This window comes from Streptomyces sp. NBC_00250 (genome assembly GCF_036192275.1).
GTDB lineage: Bacteria > Actinomycetota > Actinomycetes > Streptomycetales > Streptomycetaceae > Streptomyces.
Genome location: NZ_CP108088.1, coordinates 7,755,851 through 7,777,753 on the forward strand (window position 1 = coordinate 7,755,851; position 21,903 = coordinate 7,777,753).

The 21,903-nt window shown below is 74.6% G+C and carries 15 protein-coding genes; 4 read left to right on the forward strand and 11 right to left on the reverse strand.

Features of this window, described 5'->3' with window-relative positions; all coding sequences use genetic code 11:
* Positions 1–26: 26 nt before the first annotated feature.
* From OG259_RS35215 to OG259_RS35250, 8 genes are all read right to left on the reverse strand, one after another.
* Positions 27–1,283 (reverse strand): cytochrome P450, encoded by a 1,257-nt coding sequence (locus tag OG259_RS35215; RefSeq protein ID WP_328945917.1) that lies wholly within the window; start codon positions 1,281–1,283, stop codon positions 27–29.
* Positions 1,280–2,959, reverse strand: coding sequence for an FAD-dependent monooxygenase (locus OG259_RS35220; protein WP_328945918.1), 1,680 nt, complete (start codon positions 2,957–2,959; stop codon positions 1,280–1,282). The genes OG259_RS35215 and OG259_RS35220 overlap by 4 nt, the downstream gene beginning before the upstream one ends.
* A 3-nt stretch (positions 2,960–2,962) precedes the next feature.
* Positions 2,963–5,941 (reverse strand): ferritin-like domain-containing protein, encoded by a 2,979-nt coding sequence (locus OG259_RS35225; RefSeq protein WP_328945919.1) that lies wholly within the window; start codon positions 5,939–5,941, stop codon positions 2,963–2,965.
* A complete protein-coding gene (locus tag OG259_RS35230) occupies positions 5,938–6,219 on the reverse strand; it encodes a hypothetical protein (RefSeq protein ID WP_328945920.1) in 282 nt (93 codons plus the stop codon). Before OG259_RS35230 ends, OG259_RS35225 begins: the two co-directional genes overlap by 4 nt.
* Positions 6,216–7,130: a flavin monoamine oxidase family protein gene (locus OG259_RS35235; RefSeq protein WP_328945921.1), complete on the reverse strand. Its 915-nt coding sequence runs from the start codon at positions 7,128–7,130 to the stop codon at positions 6,216–6,218. The genes OG259_RS35230 and OG259_RS35235 overlap by 4 nt, the downstream gene beginning before the upstream one ends.
* A 135-nt stretch (positions 7,131–7,265) precedes the next feature.
* Positions 7,266–7,736 (reverse strand): flavin monoamine oxidase family protein, encoded by a 471-nt coding sequence (locus OG259_RS35240; RefSeq protein WP_328945922.1) that lies wholly within the window; start codon positions 7,734–7,736, stop codon positions 7,266–7,268.
* A 63-nt stretch (positions 7,737–7,799) separates the two neighbouring features.
* Positions 7,800–9,476: an FAD-dependent monooxygenase gene (locus OG259_RS35245; protein WP_328945923.1), complete on the reverse strand. Its 1,677-nt coding sequence runs from the start codon at positions 9,474–9,476 to the stop codon at positions 7,800–7,802.
* Between the two features lie 304 nt (positions 9,477–9,780).
* On the reverse strand, positions 9,781–10,596 hold the full coding sequence (locus OG259_RS35250) for an AraC family transcriptional regulator (RefSeq protein ID WP_328945924.1): 816 nt from the start codon (positions 10,594–10,596) through the stop codon (positions 9,781–9,783).
* A 49-nt stretch (positions 10,597–10,645) separates the two neighbouring features.
* Between OG259_RS35250 and OG259_RS35255 the strand changes: the two genes are divergently transcribed.
* On the forward strand, positions 10,646–11,080 hold the full coding sequence (locus tag OG259_RS35255; RefSeq protein ID WP_328945925.1) for a DUF2000 domain-containing protein: 435 nt from the start codon (positions 10,646–10,648) through the stop codon (positions 11,078–11,080).
* Positions 11,081–11,211: 131 nt separating this feature from the next.
* On the opposite strand, the gene yczR is transcribed toward OG259_RS35255, so the two are convergent.
* Positions 11,212–12,702: an aminotransferase-like domain-containing protein gene (gene yczR, locus OG259_RS35260; RefSeq protein ID WP_328945926.1), complete on the reverse strand. Its 1,491-nt coding sequence runs from the start codon at positions 12,700–12,702 to the stop codon at positions 11,212–11,214.
* A gap of 136 nt (positions 12,703–12,838) precedes the next feature.
* Here yczR and OG259_RS35265 point away from each other — a divergent pair, with 136 nt between their 5' ends.
* From OG259_RS35265 to OG259_RS35275, 3 genes are all read left to right on the forward strand, one after another.
* Positions 12,839–14,071, forward strand: coding sequence for a Tm-1-like ATP-binding domain-containing protein (locus OG259_RS35265; protein ID WP_328945927.1), 1,233 nt, complete (start codon positions 12,839–12,841; stop codon positions 14,069–14,071).
* A gap of 5 nt (positions 14,072–14,076) precedes the next feature.
* On the forward strand, positions 14,077–14,919 hold the full coding sequence (locus OG259_RS35270; RefSeq protein WP_328945928.1) for a phosphoenolpyruvate hydrolase family protein: 843 nt from the start codon (positions 14,077–14,079) through the stop codon (positions 14,917–14,919).
* A gap of 78 nt (positions 14,920–14,997) precedes the next feature.
* Positions 14,998–18,087: a helix-turn-helix transcriptional regulator gene (locus OG259_RS35275; protein ID WP_328945929.1), complete on the forward strand. Its 3,090-nt coding sequence runs from the start codon at positions 14,998–15,000 to the stop codon at positions 18,085–18,087.
* Here OG259_RS35275 and OG259_RS35280 read toward each other — a convergent pair.
* Positions 18,069–19,895, reverse strand: coding sequence for a serine/threonine-protein kinase (locus OG259_RS35280; protein ID WP_328945930.1), 1,827 nt, complete (start codon positions 19,893–19,895; stop codon positions 18,069–18,071). The two genes, OG259_RS35275 and OG259_RS35280, sit on opposite strands and share 19 nt — an antisense overlap.
* Complete coding sequence (locus tag OG259_RS35285; protein WP_328945931.1) at positions 19,892–21,712, reverse strand: hypothetical protein; 1,821 nt, start codon at positions 21,710–21,712, stop codon at positions 19,892–19,894. Before OG259_RS35285 ends, OG259_RS35280 begins: the two co-directional genes overlap by 4 nt.
* Between the last annotated feature and the right edge of the window lie 191 nt (positions 21,713–21,903).

A 21,903-nucleotide genomic window follows, 5' to 3' on the forward strand; every position in this document is an offset into this window, starting at 1 on the left:
CCGATGAGGCCGGGCACCTCGTCGTGTCAGCACGACAGCGTCAGGCGGGCCGGACCGTGGAACACCCAGTCCGGCGCGTACTCCACCTCGACCCGCGGCCGAGCGTCGGGGCGGAGCGCGGGAAGCCGGTCCACCAGGAGCCCGAGCCCGATCTCCGCCTCCGCCCGCGCGAGCGCCGCGCCCACGCAGTAGTGGATGCCCAGGCCGAACGCGCAGTGCCGGCCGCTGTCCCGGTGGATGTCGAGCCTGTCGGGGTCCGGGAAACGTGCCGGGTCCCGGTGGGCCGAGCCCAGGACCAGCTGGACGCGGTCGCCCCGGCGGACGGACCGGCCGGCGAGTTCCGTGTCCCGGTGCGCCCACCGCGTGATCATCTGGACCGGTGGGTCGTGGCGCAGGAACTCGTCCACCGCGTTCGGCAACAGTCCTGGGTCCGCGCGCAGTTCCTCCCCGACCTCCGGACGGGCGAGCAACGCCAGCACCGCCTTCCCCATCAGTCCGGTCGTCGTCTCGTGCCCGGCCGTCAGCAGATGAACGCAGGTCGACGTCAGGCTCGTCGTCCCCAGGGAGGCGTCCGTGCCCTCCACCGCGGCCAGCGCGGAGAGCAGGTCGCCCCGGTCCTCCGTACGCCGGACTGCCAGCTCCTCGCGGAAGTAGGCGTCCAGCCCCGCAGCCGCCCGGTCCGCCCGTTCGAGCGCGGCCGGCGAACGGTCGCCCCTGGTACCGCCCGCCTGCTGGAGCGCGAGCGCCTCCGCCCGGAACCACGGCCACCGGCCCGCCTCCACCCCGAGCAGGCCCGCCACGACCAGCAGGGGGAACGGCGCGGCGAAGCCCTCGACCAGCTCCACCACGGGCCGCCGGGCCAGTGGCCGTACCAGCTCCTCCGCGATCTCCCGTATACGGGGGCGCAGCGCCCGTACGGCGGGGGCGCCCAGCGGCGGCGCCACGTGGGCACGGAGCCGGGTGTGTCGGGGCGGGTCCAGGAAGACCAGCCAGTTCTCCACGATCCGGCGGAGCATCACGTAGCCCTCGGGAATCGGCACGCCGCCTCCGGTCGACGGGGACGCCCGCCCGAAGCCCCGGTCGGTGAGGACCCGCGCGACCTCGGTGTGGCCGAAGAGGTACCAGGTCGTCGGCTCTGTCCGGCCCGCCGCTCGTGGAGGTCGTACCGCGTGCACCGGGTCGGTCTCGCGGTAGCGCCGGTAGACGGGGTACGGGTCGGCCAGATCGAGCCGCGCCGGATCGAAGGGTTCCGGGATGTCCGTCGGCGCCGGGTGCCCGTTCATCCGCCCGCTCCTCCCACTCCGCCCCCGGGTGCTCCCGCCCCTCGTACCAGGTCGGCCAGGCGCCCGGGATCCGCCGGTGCCGCCGAACCCCGCCAGGCCACATGACCGTCCGGGCGTACGAGCACGAACGGCCGCTCGTACCGCCTCGCCGTCTCCTCGTCGTCGCAGCGCACCACCCGCAGCGGCACCCGGCGGTCGCCGAAGGCGCGCACGAGACCCTCCGGATCGCCGTAACGGGCGCCGGAACCCGCGCCGGCACCGAAGTGGAGGAGCACGAAGTCCGGGCCGAACAGGTCCAACGTCGACCGGCCGGGCCCCAGCCACACGTGCGGAGCACGTGCGCCCGGCACGGCCGTACGGTTCCACCACGGGTCGGCGGCCGATCCACCGGAGCGGCGCGGCCCCGTCCTGTCCTCCATGACGACCTTCTCTTCGGCGACGACCTTCTCGTCCACGACGGCCGGCGACGCGTAGCGGTACGCGAAGTGGGTGTCGGGCGCGTCGAATTCGCGTATCGGATCGGATTCCGCGATCTCCCGGCCCAGGGTGGCCCGTGCCCGCTCCCCGTCGGCGGTCGCGTCGCACAGCGCGGCGGAGAGGCGCCGGTCGAGGGTCCGCCGCAGATTGCGGTGACTCTCCTCCAGGCTCCGCAGGGCCACCGGTCGCCGTTCGGTCTCGTACGTGTCGAGCAGCCCGGGTCCGGCCCAGCCCGCCAGCTCCGCCCCCAGCTTCCACCCCAGGTCCGCCGCGTCGCCCACTCCCGTCGCGAGCCCGAACCCACCCGAGGGCGACAGGGTGTGCGCCGCGTCCCCGGCGATCAGCACCCGCCCGGCGCGGTACCGCGAGGCGACCCGGTGGGTCAGGTGCCAGGTGGAGTCCGACACCACCTCGACCGGCACGTCCGGGGCGACGGCCCGCCGCACGGCCCTGGTCGCGTCGGCGGGGCCCGCCGGGCAGGTCAGCCGGTACAGGTCCCGGCCGTCGATCGACCTCAACGGGTAGCGCTGACCGCCCGGTTCGGTCACGAAGTGCACCAGGGCCCTGCGCGGGCCGAGGGCGGCGCCGAGCCCCGGCGCCCGGAAGAGGATGTTGCGCAGGACGCGGGTCCGGTGCCGTTCGGGCGCGTCGATCCCGCACGCCTTGCGCACCGGGGACGAAGCCCCGTCGCAGCCCACCAGGAACCCGGCGTGGACCGTCGTCCGTACCCCCGCCCCGTCCACGAGCGCGGCGCTCACCCGGTCCGGGAGCCGGGTGAACCCCAGCAGCCGGGTCCCGAGCCGCACCGGCCCCGCCGGATGGACTCCGAGACGGGCGGTGAGCAGCGGCGCGAGCCAGTGCTGCGGGCAGATCGCCTCGGGTTCCGGCGTGTACGGGGGCGGGGGCCGTCGACCGGCCGTGCCGAGGCTCAGCCGGTGCAGCTCATGGCCGCCGACGACGGTCACCCAGGCGATGTCCAGGGTGTGATCCGCCGGCCAGCCCGCATCCCGGATCGCGTCCGCGACCCCCCACCGCCGGAACGCCTCCATCGCGCGGGGGCCGACGGTCGACACCTTGGGGTGGGTGACCTGCCCGTCGCCGGCCTCCACCAGGACGAAGTCCACGCCCCGGTGGGCCAGATCGAGCGCGAGCGCGAGCCCGACGGGCCCGCCGCCCACGATCAGCACATCAGTCTCCACGACTCAGTTGCTCCCCTCGCGCCGGAAAGCTGACTTCCCGAAGCCCTCGTGCTCGAAGCGTTCCGCGTACCAGGCCATCAGCTCCGGCACCCGGTCCGGCACGCCCTCGCACTCCCGGGCCATCGCCGCGAGGTGCCGGAACCGCATCGCGAAGCCGCGCCGGGCCACATCGGGGCGCGCGATGTACGCAGGCGGCTCCTCCAGTTCGAAGGACGGACCGGCCGTCCGCCCCCGCCACCCCGACTCCATCGGCATCAGCTGCTCGGCGAGCGGGCGCATCATCCCCGTCATCACGTCGATCGCGGCGTTCATCAGCTTCGAGCGGCGCAGGCTCGCGTCCGGACTCTCCCCGAAGTGCTGGACGATCAGCTGGAGCATCATGAAGTAGCAGCGGTTGAACAGGCGCATCACCTGACGCGCGTGCGGATCGCTCACCGCCGCCCGCCCCGGATGCCCGGGGTCGAGCGTCGGATTCCGCAGCGAGGGGTACGCGGGGTGCCACGGTGTCCCCTCGCCGTGCGGGCCGTCGGCCCGCTCCGTCATCAGGAGCTCCGCGAGGCGTACGAAGGTGTCGTGATGGGACTCCGAGCCGTCCTTCTCGGTGTCGAGGACCCCGCCCTCGCCCTGCTCGGTCACGAAGTCCACGGCGAACAGCGCGCTGGACAGGTCGTCCACCTCCAACTGGTAGTCCGGATGAACGGAGTCGACCGCCTCGCCGATGAAGAGGTGGTGCTCGCCGCCGCCGCGCCCCCGGTCCACCATGAACAGGTCGGGGACCCGCGTCAGGCCCTCCCGGATGCCCGCGTACAGCTCGCTCGGCGAACCGAACGGGTGGGGTGCGTCCATCGCTCCGGTACCGCCCGCGAGCCGCTCGGGCCGTTCGATGGCGATGAACCGCTGGAGACTCCCCAGGTGAAGCGGCTCCAGGGCGAAGTCGAGGGGCAGCGGAAGCCGGCCCGGTGTGCCGAAGTCGATCTCGGGGACGTGGAAGGGCTCACCCATCGCCATCAGGATGTTGTTGACGACGAGGAAGTGCGTCATCTCCTCGCGGGCCACGTCGAAGAGACTGTCCCGCACGCCCTTGGCCAGGGTCTCGCCGCCGTCCCCGCAGGCCAGCCGGAGCTGACGTGGCGTCCACACCCCACTGCGCACGTACTCGAACCCCGTGCCGTGCGTCGGGACCGAATAGCCCGCGTAGAGGTACTGGAGGGAGCTGGCGAGCTCCACCGACAGCGCCTGCCAGAGCGCCGACCGCAACTGCGCGCGCGTGGTGATCTGCGGATACGCGCGGACCGGCGACGGGACGGCCGCCGGTGGCACGGCCGCCATCGCGCTCTGCGCCCGCAGGTACTTGAGCAGCAGCCGCGCCTTCGGCAGCGACAGATCGCGGGTCGGCGGCATGTAGTACGTCCTGTCCTTGTTGGCCGGATCGCACATCTGCCAGATGAGCTTCGCGTACGTGTCGACCTTGCAGCGGTCCGCGAGGCTGAACACCTCGTCGCGCATGAACGGGAACAGCTGCTCGTAGTACGCGAACACCTCGCGGTGCAGCAGCTCGAAGGTCACGTCCTGCTGGAGCACCGCGTCCAGCGGCCAGTCGTCCGGCAATACCCGGACCGCCGCCGAGCCCGCCCACGGCCAGAAGCCCAGGGCGTCGTCGTGGTCGTAGCAGGCCTCGGCCGAACCGGGGGCCGCCGGATCGGCCGGCGGCTCCTCCGCGGAATCCGCCGCCAGGAGCAGCCGTGCCGTACCGGCCCGCGCACCGGAGACCGTGAACCAGCCGCGCCCGCGTGCGTCCGTGGCGACGTGGCAGCGCGCGCCTCCGGCCGTCCCGGACGTGTCCGCCGTGGCTTTCTCCCCGGTGGTCCGGCCCGCCCGGAGCCGGACGATCTCCACGTCCCCGCAGCGGGCGGACGGTGCCGAGGCAGCCGCTTCCAGCGGCAGGGCGCGCGGGTTGGGGTACTGGCGGACGACGACCGTGTCGAGGGGCGCCGGGCGGCCCCGTACGAACGTCCGCACCGGGACCTCGACGGCGTGCTCGTCGCCCCGCTCGAGGTCCGGGTGCTCCAGGATCAGGCAGGCCTCGTCGGTCAGGACGACCGCCTCGCGCTCCCGAAGGAGCACCGTGCGTGAGGATCCGCCGCTGCCGCCGGACCGCACCAGGACGAGGCCCTCCGTCTCCGCGCGGCCCACCGCCTCCGCCGACTCCACCGGCACGGTCACGACCGCACCGCCCTCGGACGCACCCTCGGGCAGGCGGGCGAGCGGCAGGTCCGAGTGGGCGGTCCGCAGCTCCAGGGTTCCCCCGTCGCCATCGGCCCGGTCGGCGGAGCGGTAAGGAGAGGGTGTGAAGGGCGAGTTGAAGGACACGCCGGTGGGGGAGACCCGTACGGTGCACGGCCCAGGCGCCCCATCCACGTGGCGCCCGTGCGGGACGAGCAGTCGGCCCGCCGGGTGGGTGCGCGGCTCGTCCGCGTGCCAGGGCGCTACCGTGCCCCGCAGCAGCCACCGCCCAGGAGCGTCCTCCGCGTCCAAGTCCCGGTCTGTGGACTGCTGTTCAAGGGTGAACTGGACGAGGATTCCGCCGCCGTCCCGGGCCTCGGCGGCGGCCCGAAGGGCCCGTACGGCGGGGGAGTCCGCCGATCCGGACGGCCAGTCCAGGCCCTCGCCGGCCGCGATCGCGAACTGGTGGAGGGTGCGGCGCACCGGGGTGAAGCCGTGCCACCGGGGCGGCATGAACCCGGTCACCTCCCCGACGCACAGATAGCCCACGTCGTGCGAGCGCCCGTCCCGGCCGAAGGCGAACCGGCCGCCCATCAGCGTCGTCGTCCATGCGGACGAGGGGTCGACGTCGAAGACCCGGGCACGGTTCACGGTCGTCCCCAGGTACGGGTTGTGGTGGCCCCACAGGTCGACGGCCCGCCCGACCACCGGATCCGGCGTGTCCACGGTGCCGCCGTCGTCCCGCTGGACCCCGGTCACCCGGGCCTCCAGGAGGAAGTGGCCGTTCCCGGAGAAGTGGCTCCCGCGCGCCCCGCAAGGTGCTCGTGGTACTCCTCCGCCGGCTCGTCGACGCCGAACGGACCGGCGGCGAGGGGCTGTTCGGGACGCGCCTGCCCGGCCTCCCCGGTGCCCACGGCGTCCGTACCCCGCAGGGCGGTGTTGCGCCCCAGGTCCACCAGGCCGCCGCGCGGACCCGTGGGCAGCCGGGTCAGCGCCGTACCGCCGAAGTACAGCCGGGGCAGGTCGAACACGCTCATGCCGCCTCCAGTCCGGCCGGCTCCACGACGCCCCGGCCCGGTGCGTGCCGGGCGATCAGGGTCACGGCCTCCAGGGCCGACTCCACCGCGCCCTCGATCCACGCGGGCTCGGTCGCACAGTGCTCCCCGGCGAAGAACATCCGGTGCTGCGGTCGTACCGCCCGCCGCCGCTGCTCCTCGCACGCGGCCGCGTCCTGACCCCAGCGGATCGTGCACCCGCCCGCCGTCCACGGATGCTCGCCCCAGGCGAGACTGGCGACGCCCCGCACCATCCCCCGGCGCAGCAACTGCGGGTGCATCCGCCCCAGTTCCTCGACCACCGTGCGGTGCCGCAGGGCGGGCGGCATGGTGCCGAGATGCTCGGCGTCCTCCCCGATCGTGTAGCTGGCGAGCAGCGCCGCACCCCGGGCGGGGTCCGGGACCCCCTCGGTCTCGGACGGCGGGTAGTACGTCTGCCGGATACGGCCTCCGGAGAACGAGGCCCCGCCCCGGATGCCCTCGCGTTCCCAGAACGGTTCGCGGCAGTGGACGGCGACCTTCGTCGCCGGGCAGTAGTCCACCTCCCGGACGACCGCGAGCTTGTCCTCGTCGAAGCCGACGAGCGTCAGACTCCGCAGGACGGAGAACGGCACCGTGCACAGCACGTAGTCGCAGCGCCGGACGGCGGCCGACGGGCCGCCGCCGAGCCGTACGAGGACGTGGTCGGGGGCCACTTCGAAGCCGGACACCCGCTGGCCCAGCCAGATGGGCCCTCGGATCCTGGCGGCGAGCCGCTGCGCGAGCTGGTCCATTCCGCAGGCGAGCCGCACCAGTTCCGGACTGGTCTCGGTGAGGATGTCGTCGAGGAAGCCGTTCAGCCGGTCGCCGCAGCCCGCCCGGATCCCCGGATGCGCGGCGAACAGGCCGTGCACGTCGATCCGGTCCTTGGCATGGCCGAGGAGATGCGGCGACAGGTCGACGTCCTCGACCAGGTCGAGGAGGTTGCGCGCGAGGTCGGCGCGGAGTCCGGCGCGCAGCCCGGGCGGCGCGACGGCGTCGACGACGGCCTACAGCCACGCGCCGAACACGACGGTCTCCTCGCGGTACGGGGCACCCGGCAGCGCGGCACGGACGTCGGCGATCAGGGTCCTGGGCGCGTCCCGGAGCCGTACATGACCCGTGCTGGTCGCCAGGAACGCGTTCTCCTCGGACAGCAGGGTGGTGAACGGCCGGACCTGGTCGGCGAGGCCCAGACGCTCCACGTAGTGCATGGTGCGGCGGTGTGCCGTGGGGATGCGCATGGCGCCGAGCTCCACGAACGGCGCGCCCTCGGCCGCGCCGAAGCGGTGCGTGTGGACCCGGCCGCCGAGCCTGCGGCTGCCTTCGATGACCTCGACCCGGAACCCGAGCCGCTCCAGTTCGTAGGCGGCGACCAGGCCGGCCATCCCGGCGCCCACGACGCTGACCGTGCTGTTGGCGCGGGTCCGCCGCCGGGCGCGCGGCAGATGACGGGACTGCATGACGGTGGTGGTCTGCATGACGGTCCGACTCCCGATCGGTTCGGTGCGCAGGTCTGGGTGGGTGGGCCGGAGCGGGGACGCCTACGGGCCGCTGTGGGTGAGTGCGGTCAGGTAGTCGCGGAGCAGGGCGGGGCGGGCGAGCGGGGCGACGAGGCCCACGTATCCGTCGGGCCGCACCAGACGCAGATCGCCGGGGTGCCCGAGGCGCTCGGCCTCGGCGCCGTCCCACGGGGTCACGGGCAGGATCCGGACCGGGGCCGGGAACCGGGCACACGCGTCCCGGAGGGTGTCCAGCACGCCCGCGTGGGCGCCGGCGGCGTGCAGGACCAGGCTCCACCGCTCGTACGCGAGGAGCGTGTGCAGCCGGGTGGGGGCAGGGCTCGTGGGAGCCGACGGACAGGTGGTGACCGTGACGTCCGGCATGCGGTCGCCCGCGCGTGGACCCGAACGGCGGTGGCGGCCGGGGCGGTGCCAGGACAGCGCACCGCCCGCGTGGGTCCGGGCCAGGTCGCCCAGCCGCAGGTCGAGCCGGCGCTGGAAGCCGCGCCGGGAGAGGGCGGCGGGCACCGTGGCCGTGAACGCCCGGTAGCCCAGCGGGGGCAGCGGCAGCTCCATGAAGTTGAACCGCATCTCGCGGATGTACCGCACGGCGAGCAGCCGTTGCTCGTCGCTGTAGGTGTCGAGGAGGTTCTCGCCCGCCTGGCCGTGGTGCACGGCGGCGAGCTTCCAGGCGAGGTTGTGCGCGCCGAGGATGCCGACGTTCATGCCGTGGCCGCCGACCGGGGCCCAGGCGTGCGCCGCGTCTCCGGCGAGCAGCCCGCGCCCGCAGCGGAGCGTGGCGGCGACGCGGTCGCTGAAGCGGGCCCGGTTCAGCCAGGGGATCGCGGTGGGTCCGAGGCGCAGGTCCGGCATCCGGGCGGTGTCCGCGACCAGGTCCCGCAGTTCGCCGAGGGTGGGAGCGGCGGTCAGCGAGGGATCGGGGTCGTCCCGGAAACAGAAGAAGCGGTAGCCCCCGCCGGGCAACGGGAAGACGAGCAGGGAACGGCGCGGGGCCAGGAAGATGTGGCCCCGGCCCGGCTCCTCGCCCAGCGCCCAGGTGGGGTGGGCGTTGCCCTGGACGACCTGGAGACCGGTGCGGCGCCGGCCCTCGAAGGGAATGCCGAGGCGGTCCCTGACCACGCTGGCGGTGCCCTCGCAGCCGACGATCCACGGCGCGGCGGCCGACTCGACGGTGCCGTCCTCGTGCCGCAGGGTGAACTCCGCCCGGTCGTCGTGGATCTTGACGTCCGTCACCTCGGCGTTCCACTCGACGCGGGTGCCGAGCCGGGCCAGTTCCTCGCAGAGGAGCCGTTCGATGTCGTGCTGCTCGATGTTGAGCGGGCGGGCATGGGCCGACCGTGCCCAGCCGGTGGTGAGTTCGCCGAGGGCCCGGTCGCGGGCGTGGATCGTCACCACGTCCAGCTCCACACCGTTGCGCCGGAGGGTGTCGCCGACCCCCAGGGCGTCGAGGGCCTCCCGGGCCCGCGCCCAGAGCACCAGGGCCCGGGCCTCGTGCTTCGTCGCGGGCGCCTTGTCGACGATCCGGACCCGCAGCCCGAGCCGGCGCAGGCCGATCGCCAGGGTGAGCCCGACCGGGCCCGCCCCCACCACGCACACGTCCACGTCCGCGGACCCGGCGCGGTGGTCCCGACCGGCCCCGTCCGACGCTTCGTCGTCGACCCCGTCCCCGTCCCCGTCCGTGCCCCTGCCTGTCTCCACCCGTGTCACCCGCCCTCCGATCGAGTTCCCGATGTTCAGCGTGCGGGCGGAAGATCACCTTCAACAGGGCGTGCGGCGGGGCGCGGGGATCATGGCGACCAGGGGAGATGACTACCTGTGCGTCATCTGGTCCGTTTGCGTGACGGCAATGGAATTCAGCCGTATGCTGCACGGAGAGTCACCACCTCTGGCCGGATCATTACGCTGGGGCGCCGAGTTGTCCCCAGGTGGCGTCCATTCCGCTCCTCGTCGACCACCCCCGGAGCGTCGTCGCGGCTCGCTCACGCCACGGAGCGTGGCCAGTTCACGACACCGGCGCCGATTCCTCGGGCCGCCGGGCGAAGCGCCCCGGGGTCGTTCCCACGAGCCGCTTGAACGAGCGGCTCAGATGCGACTGGTCGTAGAAGCCGGTCGCCGCCGCCACTTCCCCCGCCGGCTGCCCGTCGAGGAGCAGACGCCGGGCACGGTCGAGCCGCCGGGCGGTCAGGTACTGGTGCGGGGCGATACCGAAGGCGCCGCTGAACGCCCGTACCAGATGGGTGGGATGGGCGTGCAGGAGCCGTGCGGCCTCGTCCAGGGTCACCCCCTGGACCAGCCGTTCGTCGAGCAGCTCGCGCAGACTCCGGGCCACGCCGGGATCGGCCGGTCGCGCGCGCGTCACCGGACCGGGCCTCAGGTGGGTGCGCAGCCGTTCGCGGATGAGGGCGAGACGGCTCTGCGCCTCCAGTTCGCCGCCCCGGTCCGCGAGCGCGGCGTGCAGCTGTCCCACGCGTCGCCGCAGCAGCGGATCGACGAGGTCGGGCCCGTCTACCGCGGCGCCGATGAAGCTCTCGTCCAGCTGGGTCAGGTCCAGATAGAGGACCCGCTTGCGGAACCCGTGAGGCGTGGCGGGCGAGCCGTTGTGCGGCACCTGCGGTGGGAGCAGGGACACCGTGTCGCCCGGAGTGCCGTGCTCACGCCGGTTCAGGTCGTAGCGGACGACGCCGTCGTCGACGATCAGCAGGGTCCACACGTCGTGGACGTGCATCGGGTACGAGTGCTCCGTGAAGCGGGCGTGGAACACCTCCACCACTCCCGGGACGTGCGGGCGCCACGCCGAAACCTCCTGCCTGGCCACCATGCAAGGAATGTACAAGACGGCTCGGCGGGGCGGTCGGCAGTCTCGGATCATGACGACCACCGACACCACACCCGTACGCTTCGACACCAAGATCGCCGTACTCCTGCGGGAGGACCTGGAGACCTGGCAGCGGCTGAACGTCACCGCGTTCCTGGTCAGCGGCCTCGGCTCCGTGGCGCCCGAGGTGATCGGCGAACCGTACGCCGACGCCGACGACACCCCGTACCTGCCGATGTTCCGCCAGCCCGTCCTGGTCTTCGAGGGCTCTGCCGAGACGCTGACCGCCGCCCACGCGCGCGTGCTCTCCCGCTCGCTCCCGAGGGCACTCTTCACGACCGATCTCTTCGCCACCGGCAACGACCGGGACAACCGCGCGGCGGTACGGGCCGTCGGGAGGGACCGGCTGGATCTCGCGGGTCTCGCCGTGTACGGGCCGCGCAACGCGGTCGACAAGGTGCTCAAGGGCGCCCGGATGCACCCCTGACGACCCGTGGTGCGCGCCGACGCCGGCCGCCCGGATCGCGAGCAGCCCGCCGGAGACGGGGAGCGGCTCGCGGAGAACGGTGAGCAGCCCGCAGAAGACGGTGACCAGCGCGCGGAATGCTGTGGGCGGCGTCAGCCCGCCGCGCGCTCCGCGCACTCCAGGAGGGTCGGGAGCGCGGCCGCCAGCGCGTCCGTGCCGTGTGCGTACGGCAGTCGGAGCCGGTCCCGGAAGCCGTCCACCGGCGAGAAGGCCGACCCCGGCACCACCGACACCCCGTGACGCCGCGCCAGCTGGGCCAGCGTCTCCGTGTCGGTGCCGGGGACCCGTACCCAGAGGGCGGGGCCTCCCGCCGGGCGTGTCCACTCCCAGTGCGGGGCCTCGGCCAGCAGGAGCGCCTCGGCCGCGTCCCGCTGCCCCCGCAGTGCGGCCCGGCGTCGCGCGCGTGCCTCCGGCAACGTGGCCAGCAGACGGACGGCGACGAGCTGGTCCACGACCGAGCAGGACAGGTCCACCGAGGTCTTGATCTTCGCCAGCCGGGCCACCACTTGCGGCGAGGAACGGACCCAGCCCACCCGCAGGCCGCCCCAGAACAGCTTCGAGAGCGTGCCGACGGTCACCGACGACCCCAGGGGCAGCCCGGCCACCAGTGGCACCGGGGTGGCCTCGTCCGGCACGGTCCCGGCCGACAGGGCCGTTCCGCGACCGGCATCCCCGTCCCCCAGGGCGAGTTCCGCGCACGCCGTGTCCTCGACCGTGAACAGCTCCTGTTCCGCGAGCACCCGCTGCCACTCCCGGCGCGCCGCACCGTCCAGGCTGCGCCCTGTCGGGTTGTGGGCCGTCGGCTGGAGGTACACGAGCCGCGGCCGCGCATGGGCGCACAGCCGCCGCAGCGCCGCCACGTCGGCCCCTTCCGTACCGCCGCCCGGACCGTCCCCGCCCACCGGGACCAGTCGGGCGCCACGCGCGCGGAGCGCCTCCAGGGCGCCCCGGTACGTGGGGTTCTCCACGACCACCGTGTCGCCCGGTTCGACCAGGGCCTGCGCCACCAGCCACACCGCCTGCTGCGAACCCGAGGTCACCAGGATCTGCCCCGCCTCCGTCGGCACCCCCGCCGCCCGGTAGTACGCGGCGATCCCCTCCCGCAAAGCCGGGATCCCGTACGGGTGGTAGCCGTCGTCCTCGAGGAGCGTGCCGAGGTCCCCGCGGGTCAGCGCCCCCACCGCGTCCCCGACCGTGCCGAGCCCCGGCAGCGCCCCGCTCGACAGGTCCGCCGTGCCGGCGGTGGCGGCGGCACGCGACCGGGCGTCGAAGCTGACCAGCCGCCCCTCCGTCACGTACCCGTCGACCGTGCCCGAGCCCCGCAGCCGGGAGCCGCTGCCCCGTACGCTCTCCAGCCATCCCTCGCTCTCCAGGAGGCCGTACGCGGCCGTCACCGTGGACCGGCTCACGCCCAGGACCAGGGCCAGTTCGCGCTGCGAGGGCAGTACGGTGCCGCCCGCCACGTCGCCGCGCCCGGCCAGCTCCCGCAGCGCGTCCGCGAGCCGCCGTGGCAGCGGTCCCGGCCCCTCCGAGGACCAGCCGGTGAGGAGTCGGGACAAACGGGTCGAAGCAATCCGGGCCATGGCATCCATCTTGCGCCACGACGCAGGCCAATCCGGCTCGACTGGTCGTTGTCGCCGCAGGTCACACGACGGAGGATCGACAGCGGCGGGACCGGGAGACGGGACCGAGGGGCGGGAACGGGAGAAAGGTGAGGGCATGGCGACCGTTGTGCTGGTCGGCACTCTGGACACCAAGGGGGAGGAGTACGCCTGGTTGCGCGAGCGCCTCCGGGAGTACGGCAGCGACGTCCTGCTCGTCGACACCGGGACCACGCCCCCACCCGCCCACGCCCCCACAGCCGACGTCACCGCCGACGTCGTCGCGCGCGCGGCGGGCCACGACCTGGCCGGGCTGCGGGCCGCCGGCGACCGCGGGGCGGCCGTCGCCGCCATGGCCCAGGGCCTCACCCGTGTCCTCGTCGACCTCTACCGCAAGGGAAAGCTGCACGCCGTGCTCGCCGCGGCAGGCAGCGGCGGCTCCGCCATCGCCGCCCAGGCCATGCGGGCCCTGCCCATCGGCGTACCGAAGGTCCTCGTCAGCACCATGGCCGGCGGCGACGTCTCCCCGTACGTCGACAGCAGCGACCTCACCCTGATGTACAGCGTCGTCGACATCTCCGGGCTCAACTCCGTCTCCTGCCAGGTCCTCGGCAACGCGGCGGCCGCCGCCGCCGGAATGGCCCGCCGCCACGAGCGAAACCACGACGAGCCCGCGGGCCGGGGACGGCCGGTCGTCGCGGCCACCATGTTCGGCGTGACGACCCCGGCCGTCGACGCGGCCCGCGCGCGGCTCGCCGAACTCGGCTACGAGGTCCTCGTCTTCCACGCCACCGGCGCGGGCGGCCGGGCCGTCGAGAAGCTGGCCAGGGACGGCATGCTCGACGGCGTCCTCGACCTCACCACGACCGAACTCGCCGACGAACTCGTCGGCGGAGTGCTCAGCGCGGGCCCGGCCCGGCTCACCGCCGCCGGTGCCATGGGCATCCCGCAGGTCGTCGCCCCCGGCGCGCTCGACATGGTCAACTTCGGACCGGCCGCGACCGTCCCCGAGCGGTTCACCGAACGACAGCTGCTCGTCCACAACGCGACGGTCACCCTGATGCGGACCACCGCGCGCGAGATGACCGAACTCGGCGCCGTCATGGGCCGCAAGCTCCGTACCGCGCGCGGACCGGCCGAGGTCTTCTGGCCGCTGCGCGGCGTCTCCGCCGTGGACGTCACGGACGGGCCCTTCGAGGACCCGGAGGCGAACCGGGCGGGCCTCGACGCGCTGCGCGCCGCCGTCCGCGGAGGCGAGGTCCGGGTCCACGAACTCGACGCCCACATCAACGACCCGTCGTTCGCCGTCGCCATGGCGGACCGCCTCCACCAGCTGATCAGCGAGGAGTGACCACCGTGAACACCGGGACCACCATCAGCCGTCAGGACGCGCTCGGCCGGCTGCGCGCCCAGGTCGCCGCCGGCCGCCCGATCGTCGGCGCCGGCGCGGGCACCGGACTCTCCGCCACCTGCGCCGAGGCCGGCGGGGTCGACCTGTTGATCATCTACAACTCGGGCCGCTACCGGATGGCCGGGCGCGGCTCGCTCGCCGGACTCCTGCCGTACGGCGACGCCAACGCGATCGTCACGGACATGGCGCGCGAAGTGCTGCCCGTGGTCCGCGACACCCCCGTCCTCGCGGGCGTGTGCGGCACGGACCCGTTCCGCCGCATGGACCTCTTCCTGGACGAACTCAAGGCCATGGGCTTCGCGGGCGTGCAGAACTTTCCCACGGTCGGCCTCTACGACGGCACCTTCCGCATCAACCTGGAAGAGACCGGCATGGGGTACGGCCTGGAGGTCGACATGGTCCGCGCCGCCCACGAACGGGACCTGCTCACCGCCCCGTACGTCTTCGATCCCGACCAGGCGGCCGACATGGCACGGGCCGGCGCCGACGTCCTGGTGCCCCACGTCGGGCTCACCACCAAGGGGGCCGTCGGCGCCGGAACGGCCATGACGCTCGACCAGGCCGCCGCGGCGGTCCAGGAGATGCACGACGCGGCCAAGCGCGTGAACCCCGACGTCCTGGTGCTCTGCCACGGCGGTCCCATCGCCGAGCCCGAAGACGCCCGCTACGTCCTGGAGCACACCACCGGCGTCGTCGGCTTCTTCGGAGCCTCGTCCATCGAGCGCCTGCCGACGGAACGGGCCATCACGGAACAGACCCGCGCCTTCAAGGCCCTCACCACCGGCTGACGCCGTTGTCGGTGCCGTGCCGTACAACTGAGAGCGAGAAAGACGACGGCACGACCGCACGAGGGGAGGGGGCCGCCGGTGGACACCTTCGCGGACCCGGTACGCGTCGACCGCGCGCCCTTCGTCGCGCGCGACCGGGAACTCGCCCGGCTCGACGCGCTGCTGCGCCACCGCACCGGGGGAACGGGCCCCGTGGCCGTGGACGTCGTGGGCGAGCCGGGCATCGGCAAGTCCCGGCTCCTGGCCGAGTTCGCGGCACGGGCCCGGCGGCACGGGGCCACGGTCCTCCGCGGCAGGGCGGGACCCGCCGAGCGCGACCAGGGCCGGCCCTTCCGGGCCTTCGTGGACGCCTTCGCGGACCTGGACCACCACGACCGTGCCGTGTCCCCGGACCTGGCGGCACTCGCGGCACTCGTCGAGTCGTCCGAACCGCCGTCCGACGTGGTGGGCGGAGCGGACGTGGGGCACATCGCGGCGGCACTCGGCCGGGTTCCGGCGGCCGGACTCGTGCTCGTGCTCGACGACTTCCACGCCGCCGATCCCGCGTCCGTCGCGCTCGTCGACCATCTCTTCCGGCATCCGCCCCGGGCGCCCGCCCTGCTCGTCCTCGCCCGTCGCGAACGGCAGACCGCGCCCGCGCTCGCATCGGTCCTCGCCCGTGCCGCCGACTCGGGGGACGCCGCACGGCTCGTCCTGGGGCCGCTCTCCCCGGACGACTGCACGGGGCTGCTCGTGCCAGGGCTGCCGCCGGACCTCGCCCGGCGGATCCACGCCGTCAGCCGTGGCAACCCGCTCTACCACCGCGCCCTCGCCCACGCCCGTACACGCCGGGGGGAGGCGCCCGGCACCGGGCCCGTGGCGGTGGTCCTCGACGAACTCGCCCCGCTCGGCGGGCAGGAACGGGCGGCCGTCGAGGCACTCGCCGTCCTCGACGGGCACGCCACGGCCGAGCTGCTCGCCGCCGTCGCCCTGACCGCCCGGCATCCGGCGGATCCGGCGGACGCGACGGGCTCAGTGGACTCGGCTCACCCGGTGGACCCGGCGGACCGAATGAACTCGGTGAACCCGGTGAACCCGGTGAACCCGGCGAGACCGGCCGGCGCGGCGGATTCGGCGTACTCAGTGGACCCGTCCGGATCGCCGGACCCGGTCGTCCTGGACAAGGTCCTGAGCGAGCTGACCCGCCGTGACCTCGTCCGGCCCGACGGCGAAGGGCGCGTCCTCACGCTCCGCCACCCCGCTCTGCCGGAACTCGTCCGGGCCACCCTCGACCCCTGGCGGCGCCGTCAGCTGCACCGGCGGGCCGCCGACGCCCTCGCCGCGGCCGGGGCGCCCGTGACCGAGCGCGCTCCGCACCTCGTCCGCTCCGTGACGGCCTGGGACCCGGCCGTCGCCGCCGACCTCGCCGAGGCCGCCGAGCGGATCGGCGCGGCCGACCCCGCGCGCGCCGCCCACTGGCTGTCGGCCCTCCTCGCCCTGCTGCCCGACACCCCCGAGCACCGCGCCAGCTGGCGTGAACTGACCCTCAGACGGGCCCAGGCCCTCGGGTCCGCCGGCCGGGTGGCGGAGAGCCGGGACCTCCTCCACCACCTCATCGACGCCTGTCGCCTCGACGGCCGGGGCAGGGACGACACCGACGACCGTGCGGACGGGACGGACACGGCCGAGCTGCGGACCTCGGCCGTCCTGCTCTGCGCCTTCATGGAGCGCCACCTCGGCCGCTACCCCGAGGCGGACGCCCTGCTCCGCCGGGAACTGGAGCGCACCCCAGGGCCCCGCCCCGACCTGCGGACCCCGCTCGTCGTCGAGTGGGGCTGCCGGGCCCTCTTCGCCGCCCGGTACCCCGAGGTCCGACCCGTCGTCGCCGACACCCTCGGCGAGGCCCGGCGGCGGCGCGACGAAGCGGGCACGGCGGAGGTCCTGACCCTGGCCGCGCTCGGCGAGGTCTACGAGGGCGAGACCGCCGCCGCCCGCGTCCACGCAGCGGAGGCCGCGGCCCTCACCGACACCTTCACCGACGGCGAACTGGCCACCCACCCCGAGTCGTTGGTACGACTCGGCTGGACCGAGGTCTTCCTGGAGGAGTACGGAAGGGCCGAGCGCCACGCCACCCGGGGCATCGCCATGGCCCGCCGCGCAGGACGGCCCTTCGCGCTCTCGCAGCTCCTCCTCTGCTCGGCGTACGTCCACTTCCTCACCGGCAGGGTCGGTACCGCGCGCGACCTGGCCGACGAGTCCCTCGCCGTCGCCCGCGCCCTGGGCGGCGCCGAACTCGTCGGCTTCAGCGGCGCGATCAGGGCTGTCGTCCTCCTCCACGCCCTCCCCATGGGCGACCCCGAAGGGCCGGTCGCCGCCGAAGAGGCCGCGGCGACCGTGGGGACCGCAGAGGGCTGGTGGGCCACCCAGGCCCGCTGCCTGCTCGGCTACGCCCTACCGCCCGGCAGGGACCCGCACCGCGTGCGCGAGGTGCTCGTACGGGGCGGCGGCGACCGGGACCTCTCCCGGCTCCAGCCCTCGCTGCGCCCCGGATACCTCGAACTCCTCGCGGGCGCGGCCCTCGCCACCGGCGACCTCGCGGAGGCGGAGCGGGTCGCCCGCCGGGCCCTCGCGGAGGCGGAGCCGCTCGGCCTGCCCGTCCAGCGCGCCGCCGCACTGCGCGCCTGGGGGCAGCTCCTGGCCCGGCGCGGTGAATCGGCCGCCGCCGCACGGGCGTTCACCGACGCGGCCCGCGAGTGCGCACGCTCGGGGGCCGTCCTGCGTGAGGCCCACAGCCTGCTCCTCGCCGCGCCGCAGACACATGCGGCGGGCGACGCGACCGAGGCCGCCGCCCAGTGGCGCCGGGGCCGTCGACTGGCCGCCGACGGCGGCGCCCGCCTGTTGGTCGACCTGGCCGACCGCACCCGGCCGGCCCCTCCGGAGGGTGCTGACGGGCGACGGGTCGCCGGGGGACGCCTCGCCGTCCTCACCCCGAGGGAACGGGAGATCTCCGTCCTGGTCGCCGAAGGGCTCACCAACCAGGCCGTGGCCGACCGGCTCTGTCTCAGCCCCCGCACGGTCGAGAGCCATGTCGCCCGGGTCTACCGCAAGACGGGGGTGGAGACCCGGGCCGCACTCGCCTCCCTGGTGGTCAGGGACGGGGTCGGCGAAGGTCAGTTCTCGCGGGGATAGGTCTCTGTCACCCGTCCCTTCGCGTCCGCGTTGAGATGGGCGCTGCCGTACGTGTCGGACAGGTAGACGCTCATCCCCGCCTTGCTGCCGAAGATCGTCGAGCCAGGGTTGAGGATGAGGTAGCGACTCGTCGGCTCGTCGATGCCCAGTTCCTTGTCCGCGCGCTTCAACAGCCCCGGCAGGGCGTCCCAGTCGATGTCGTTCATATCGGTCGGGACCGCGCCGGGGAAGGAGGTGCCGGAGCCCTCGCGGACGGCCACGTCCTCACCTCGGTAGACGTACCGGTCGTACCTCTTCGTACTGCCCTTGACCAGTGATTGGGCGACCGCGTAGTCGGGGTACACGACGAGGCTGGTGACCATGGTTCCGCCCGCGGCCTCCTTGATCGCGGCGATGGCGGCCCGGACCCCGGCGGGCGTCAGCAGATCGCGCTTCTCCGGATCCGTCTCCTGGGACGGCTTCGGCGTCGGCGTCCGGCCCGTCGACGTCGCGGGCCCCTTGGCGGCGGGACCCGGCTGGGAGGGCGAGGCGCTGCTCGGCCCGCTCTTGGGGTCGGCCGGTCGCCAGTCCCACGTCATGGCGGCGACGGGAATGCCGACGGCGAGCACCACGACGACGGCGGAACCCAGGAACCGTGCGGTACGACTCCGCCGACGCCCCTCGGTGGACGCCACGGGGCCGGAGGCCGCAGCGGTGGGCGCCGCCGATCCGGTAGCCGCAGCGGTGGACGCCGCCGAACCAGACCCCGAAAATCCAGTCCCCGAGCCAGACCCCGAAAGACCGGTCCCCGAAGCCGGAGCACCTGGAGCCGCCGCCGCGTTCGCGGGAGGCGCCAGCCGGAACGAGGTCTCCTCGCCCTCCCCGGCCGCTTCACCCGCGGTCCGCTCGCCGACGCTCCCCGGGCCCGCCCCGTCGGACGCCGGCGGCACCAGATCCCGTACCGCTCCCGTGTCCTGAGGGAGGGCCGGACGCGCGGTCGGGTCCGGTGACACGACCGCGGCGAGCGCGTGGTCGAGCTCGTCGGCGTCCGGGCGGGCGGACGGGTCGCGGACCAGCAGCCGGGTCAGTACGCCGGCCAGCTCACCGGCACGCTGCGGAGGCGGCACGTCGTCGGAGAGGACGGCCGCCAGCGTTGCGAGGGTGTTCTCCCGGCGCAGCGGGTGGCGGCCCTCGACCGCCACGTACAGCACCATGCCGAGCGACCACAGGTCGGCGGCCGGACCGCTGCCGCCTCCGCCGCGGATCCGCTCGGGCGCCATGTAGTCCGGCGAGCCGATGATCGAGCCCGAGGCCGTCAGGACGGTGGACTCCTGGATGGCCGCGATGCCGAAGTCGGTGAGTACGGGCCGCCCGTCGGGGCGCAGCAGGACGTTCGCCGGCTTCACGTCGCGGTGCTCGATGTCCCGCTCGTGGGCGGCACGCAGGGCCGAGAGCAGCTCGCGGCCGATCGCGGCGGCCTCGACGGGGGTCATCGAGCCCCGATCGAGCCGGTCCTGGAGGGATCCGCCGGTGACCAGCTCCATCACGAGCCACGGGTACGTGCCCTCGCCGGCGTCGACGATGTGATGGATGGTCACCACGTTGGGGTGGTCGATCCGGGCGAGGGCACGTGCCTCGCGCAGGACACGGGCCCGCAGGGTCCGGGCACTCTCGACGTCGTGCTCGGCCAGCGCGGGGTCCGGCGGACGCACTTCCTTGAGCGCCACGTCACGGTGAAGGGCCAGGTCGCGGGCGCGCCAGACCGTTCCCATGCCGCCGCCGCCCAGCCGCTCCACCAGCTCGAAACGGCCGTCGATCACTCTGTTCACACGCACCCCTGTACTCGGGTCCCCGGAGCGGTGGCGGCCCGAGGCCCGGCCCCGCCCACTTCGCCGTACACGTTCACCTGGTAGTGCCCCGGCGGCCCGAACGGCTCCGGCAGCTCGCGCGACCCCGGCCAGGGCCCGCCCCTGCCAGAGCCGTCGTGGGTACCGGTTTCGGTGTCGGGATCGGCCTCGACGTCGACTTCCGCCCCGTCTTCGGCCGCCGCCTCGGCGTCGACCGTACCGCCCGCGGCGTGGGCCCCCGTCGGTGGGCGGTGGGTCCTCTCCGGCGCGTCGGAGGCCCGGTGGTGGTTCTCCGCCACCTCATCCGCGTCCTCCGGCCCGCGTCCGGCCTCCCGAAGGGCCTCCGCCAGGACCACCTCGGCGGTCGCGTCGCCCCAGGCGGCCCGCACCTGCCGGGCCCGGGCGCGCAGGGAACGGGCCGCGGAGGCGTGGTCACCGGCGGCCCGCCACAGGTCGGCCGCCCGCTCGTACGCGCGAGCCGCCTTCTCGGGCGAGCCCGCCATGCCGAGCGCGCGCGCCGTCCGGTGGCTCAGGGCCGCGCCGTGCCGCCGGTCGTCCCAGCACCGCGCCTCCGCCTCCGCGAGCGCGTACTCCCGTGCGGCGCGGCCGGGTTCGCCCCGGCGCAGCACGCAGTCCGCGAGTCCGACCCTGGCTCGTACCCGCGCCGCCGCGTCGCCGTCCTCCGTGAACCCGGCGAGAGCCTGCTCGAAGAGGTCCGAAGCCTCGCCGCAACGTCCCCGCTCCGCGTACGCGGCACCGAGCAGGAGCCGCGCCAGGGCGCCCACCCGGACGTCCTGGGCCGGCCCGTCGGCATGGCGGACGGCCTCCGCGAGGAGCGACAGCAGCTCGTCCTCCTCGTCCGTGCCTGGGGCCGTACGCCCCCGCTCGCCGGCCCCGGCGATCGTACGAGCCAGGGCCAGACACAGACGGGCCCGGTCGGCGGCCCGCAGCGGCGCGTCGGGCGCCTCGGAGGCGAGCGCGGCCCGGAGCAGCGCGGCCGCCTCCTCAGGAGCGCCGGTGGTCCGCAGTACGGCGGCGAGCAGGAGCTGGTGCTCGGTGGCGGGCCACAGTCCGCCCCCGGCCCGGTGGTCGTCGAGCGCGGCCCGCAGGTGGGCCAGCGCGGCGGCCGGGTCGTCGGGCGCCGTGATCCGGCCGAGCAACGCGCGCGTGTCGGCGAGCACGCCGAGGACGGCGGGATCCGCCCGGTGCGGCACGGCGAAGGCGATCAGCCGGGTGAGTTCCTCGCACAGGGCCCCGGCTTCGGCCGTCGGGTCGGGCGCGGTGTCGAGCAGATCGGCGCGGGCCCGCCCGCGCAGCAGCCGCACGGTCGCGGTCTCGGCGGTGCCGGCCTGCCCGACCGCGTGGAGGGCGGTGGCCCGCTCGCACAGCTCCGTGAGCCGAGCGAAGGCCGTCGCGCCGGGGCCGTGGCCCGAACCAGGTCCCGCGACGAGCGCCCGTGCCCGCGAGACCAGCGCCTTGCCGCGCTGCCCGGCCTGTTCGTGCAGGTCGGCGGCCCGGAAGAACAGCGGCCCCGCAGCGGGCCGGGCCGCGCCCCGACAGTCGAGCGCGGTGGCGTCCAGGGCGTCGGCATGGTCCCCCGGCGTGAGGGCCCCGCCCGCGCGCCGAAGGGCGGTCGCGGCCCGCTCCCAGGCGCTTCCCGCCCAGGGGTGCCCATGGGCGGTGAGCCGCCGGGCCCGGTGGAGCAGCTCGTGCGGATCCTCCGGCTCGTCTCCGGTGCCGGGCTCCGGGTCGTACGGACGCACACCGAGGCGGAACTCGTCGGGCGAGCGGCTGCTCATGCGGGGGTGCTCCGGGGAGAGGGGAGGAGAGGCGAGGGGGAGAAGGAGCGGGGAACCAGGGAGGGGGGACGAGGGCGGAGTAAGGGGAGCGGAATCGGAGACGACGATGCGGGCAAGACCCGCAAACACACAGGTCGGACCGACTTTCGCAGCCCCGCGCCGCCCGCACATCCGTAGAACTACGGAATCCT

Coding starts and splice junctions, on each gene's coding strand:
- OG259_RS35215 (WP_328945917.1), bottom strand. CDS start 1,283: ATGAACGGGCACCCGGCGCCGACGGACATCCCGGAACCCTTCGATCCG.
- OG259_RS35240 (WP_328945922.1), bottom strand. CDS start 7,736: ATGCAGACCACCACCGTCATGCAGTCCCGTCATCTGCCGCGCGCCCGG.
- OG259_RS35230 (WP_328945920.1), bottom strand. CDS start 6,219: ATGAGCGTGTTCGACCTGCCCCGGCTGTACTTCGGCGGTACGGCGCTG.
- OG259_RS35255 (WP_328945925.1), top strand. CDS start 10,646: ATGACGACCACCGACACCACACCCGTACGCTTCGACACCAAGATCGCC.
- OG259_RS35285 (WP_328945931.1), bottom strand. CDS start 21,712: ATGAGCAGCCGCTCGCCCGACGAGTTCCGCCTCGGTGTGCGTCCGTAC.
- OG259_RS35265 (WP_328945927.1), top strand. CDS start 12,839: ATGGCGACCGTTGTGCTGGTCGGCACTCTGGACACCAAGGGGGAGGAG.
- yczR (WP_328945926.1), bottom strand. CDS start 12,702: ATGGCCCGGATTGCTTCGACCCGTTTGTCCCGACTCCTCACCGGCTGG.
- OG259_RS35250 (WP_328945924.1), bottom strand. CDS start 10,596: ATGGTGGCCAGGCAGGAGGTTTCGGCGTGGCGCCCGCACGTCCCGGGA.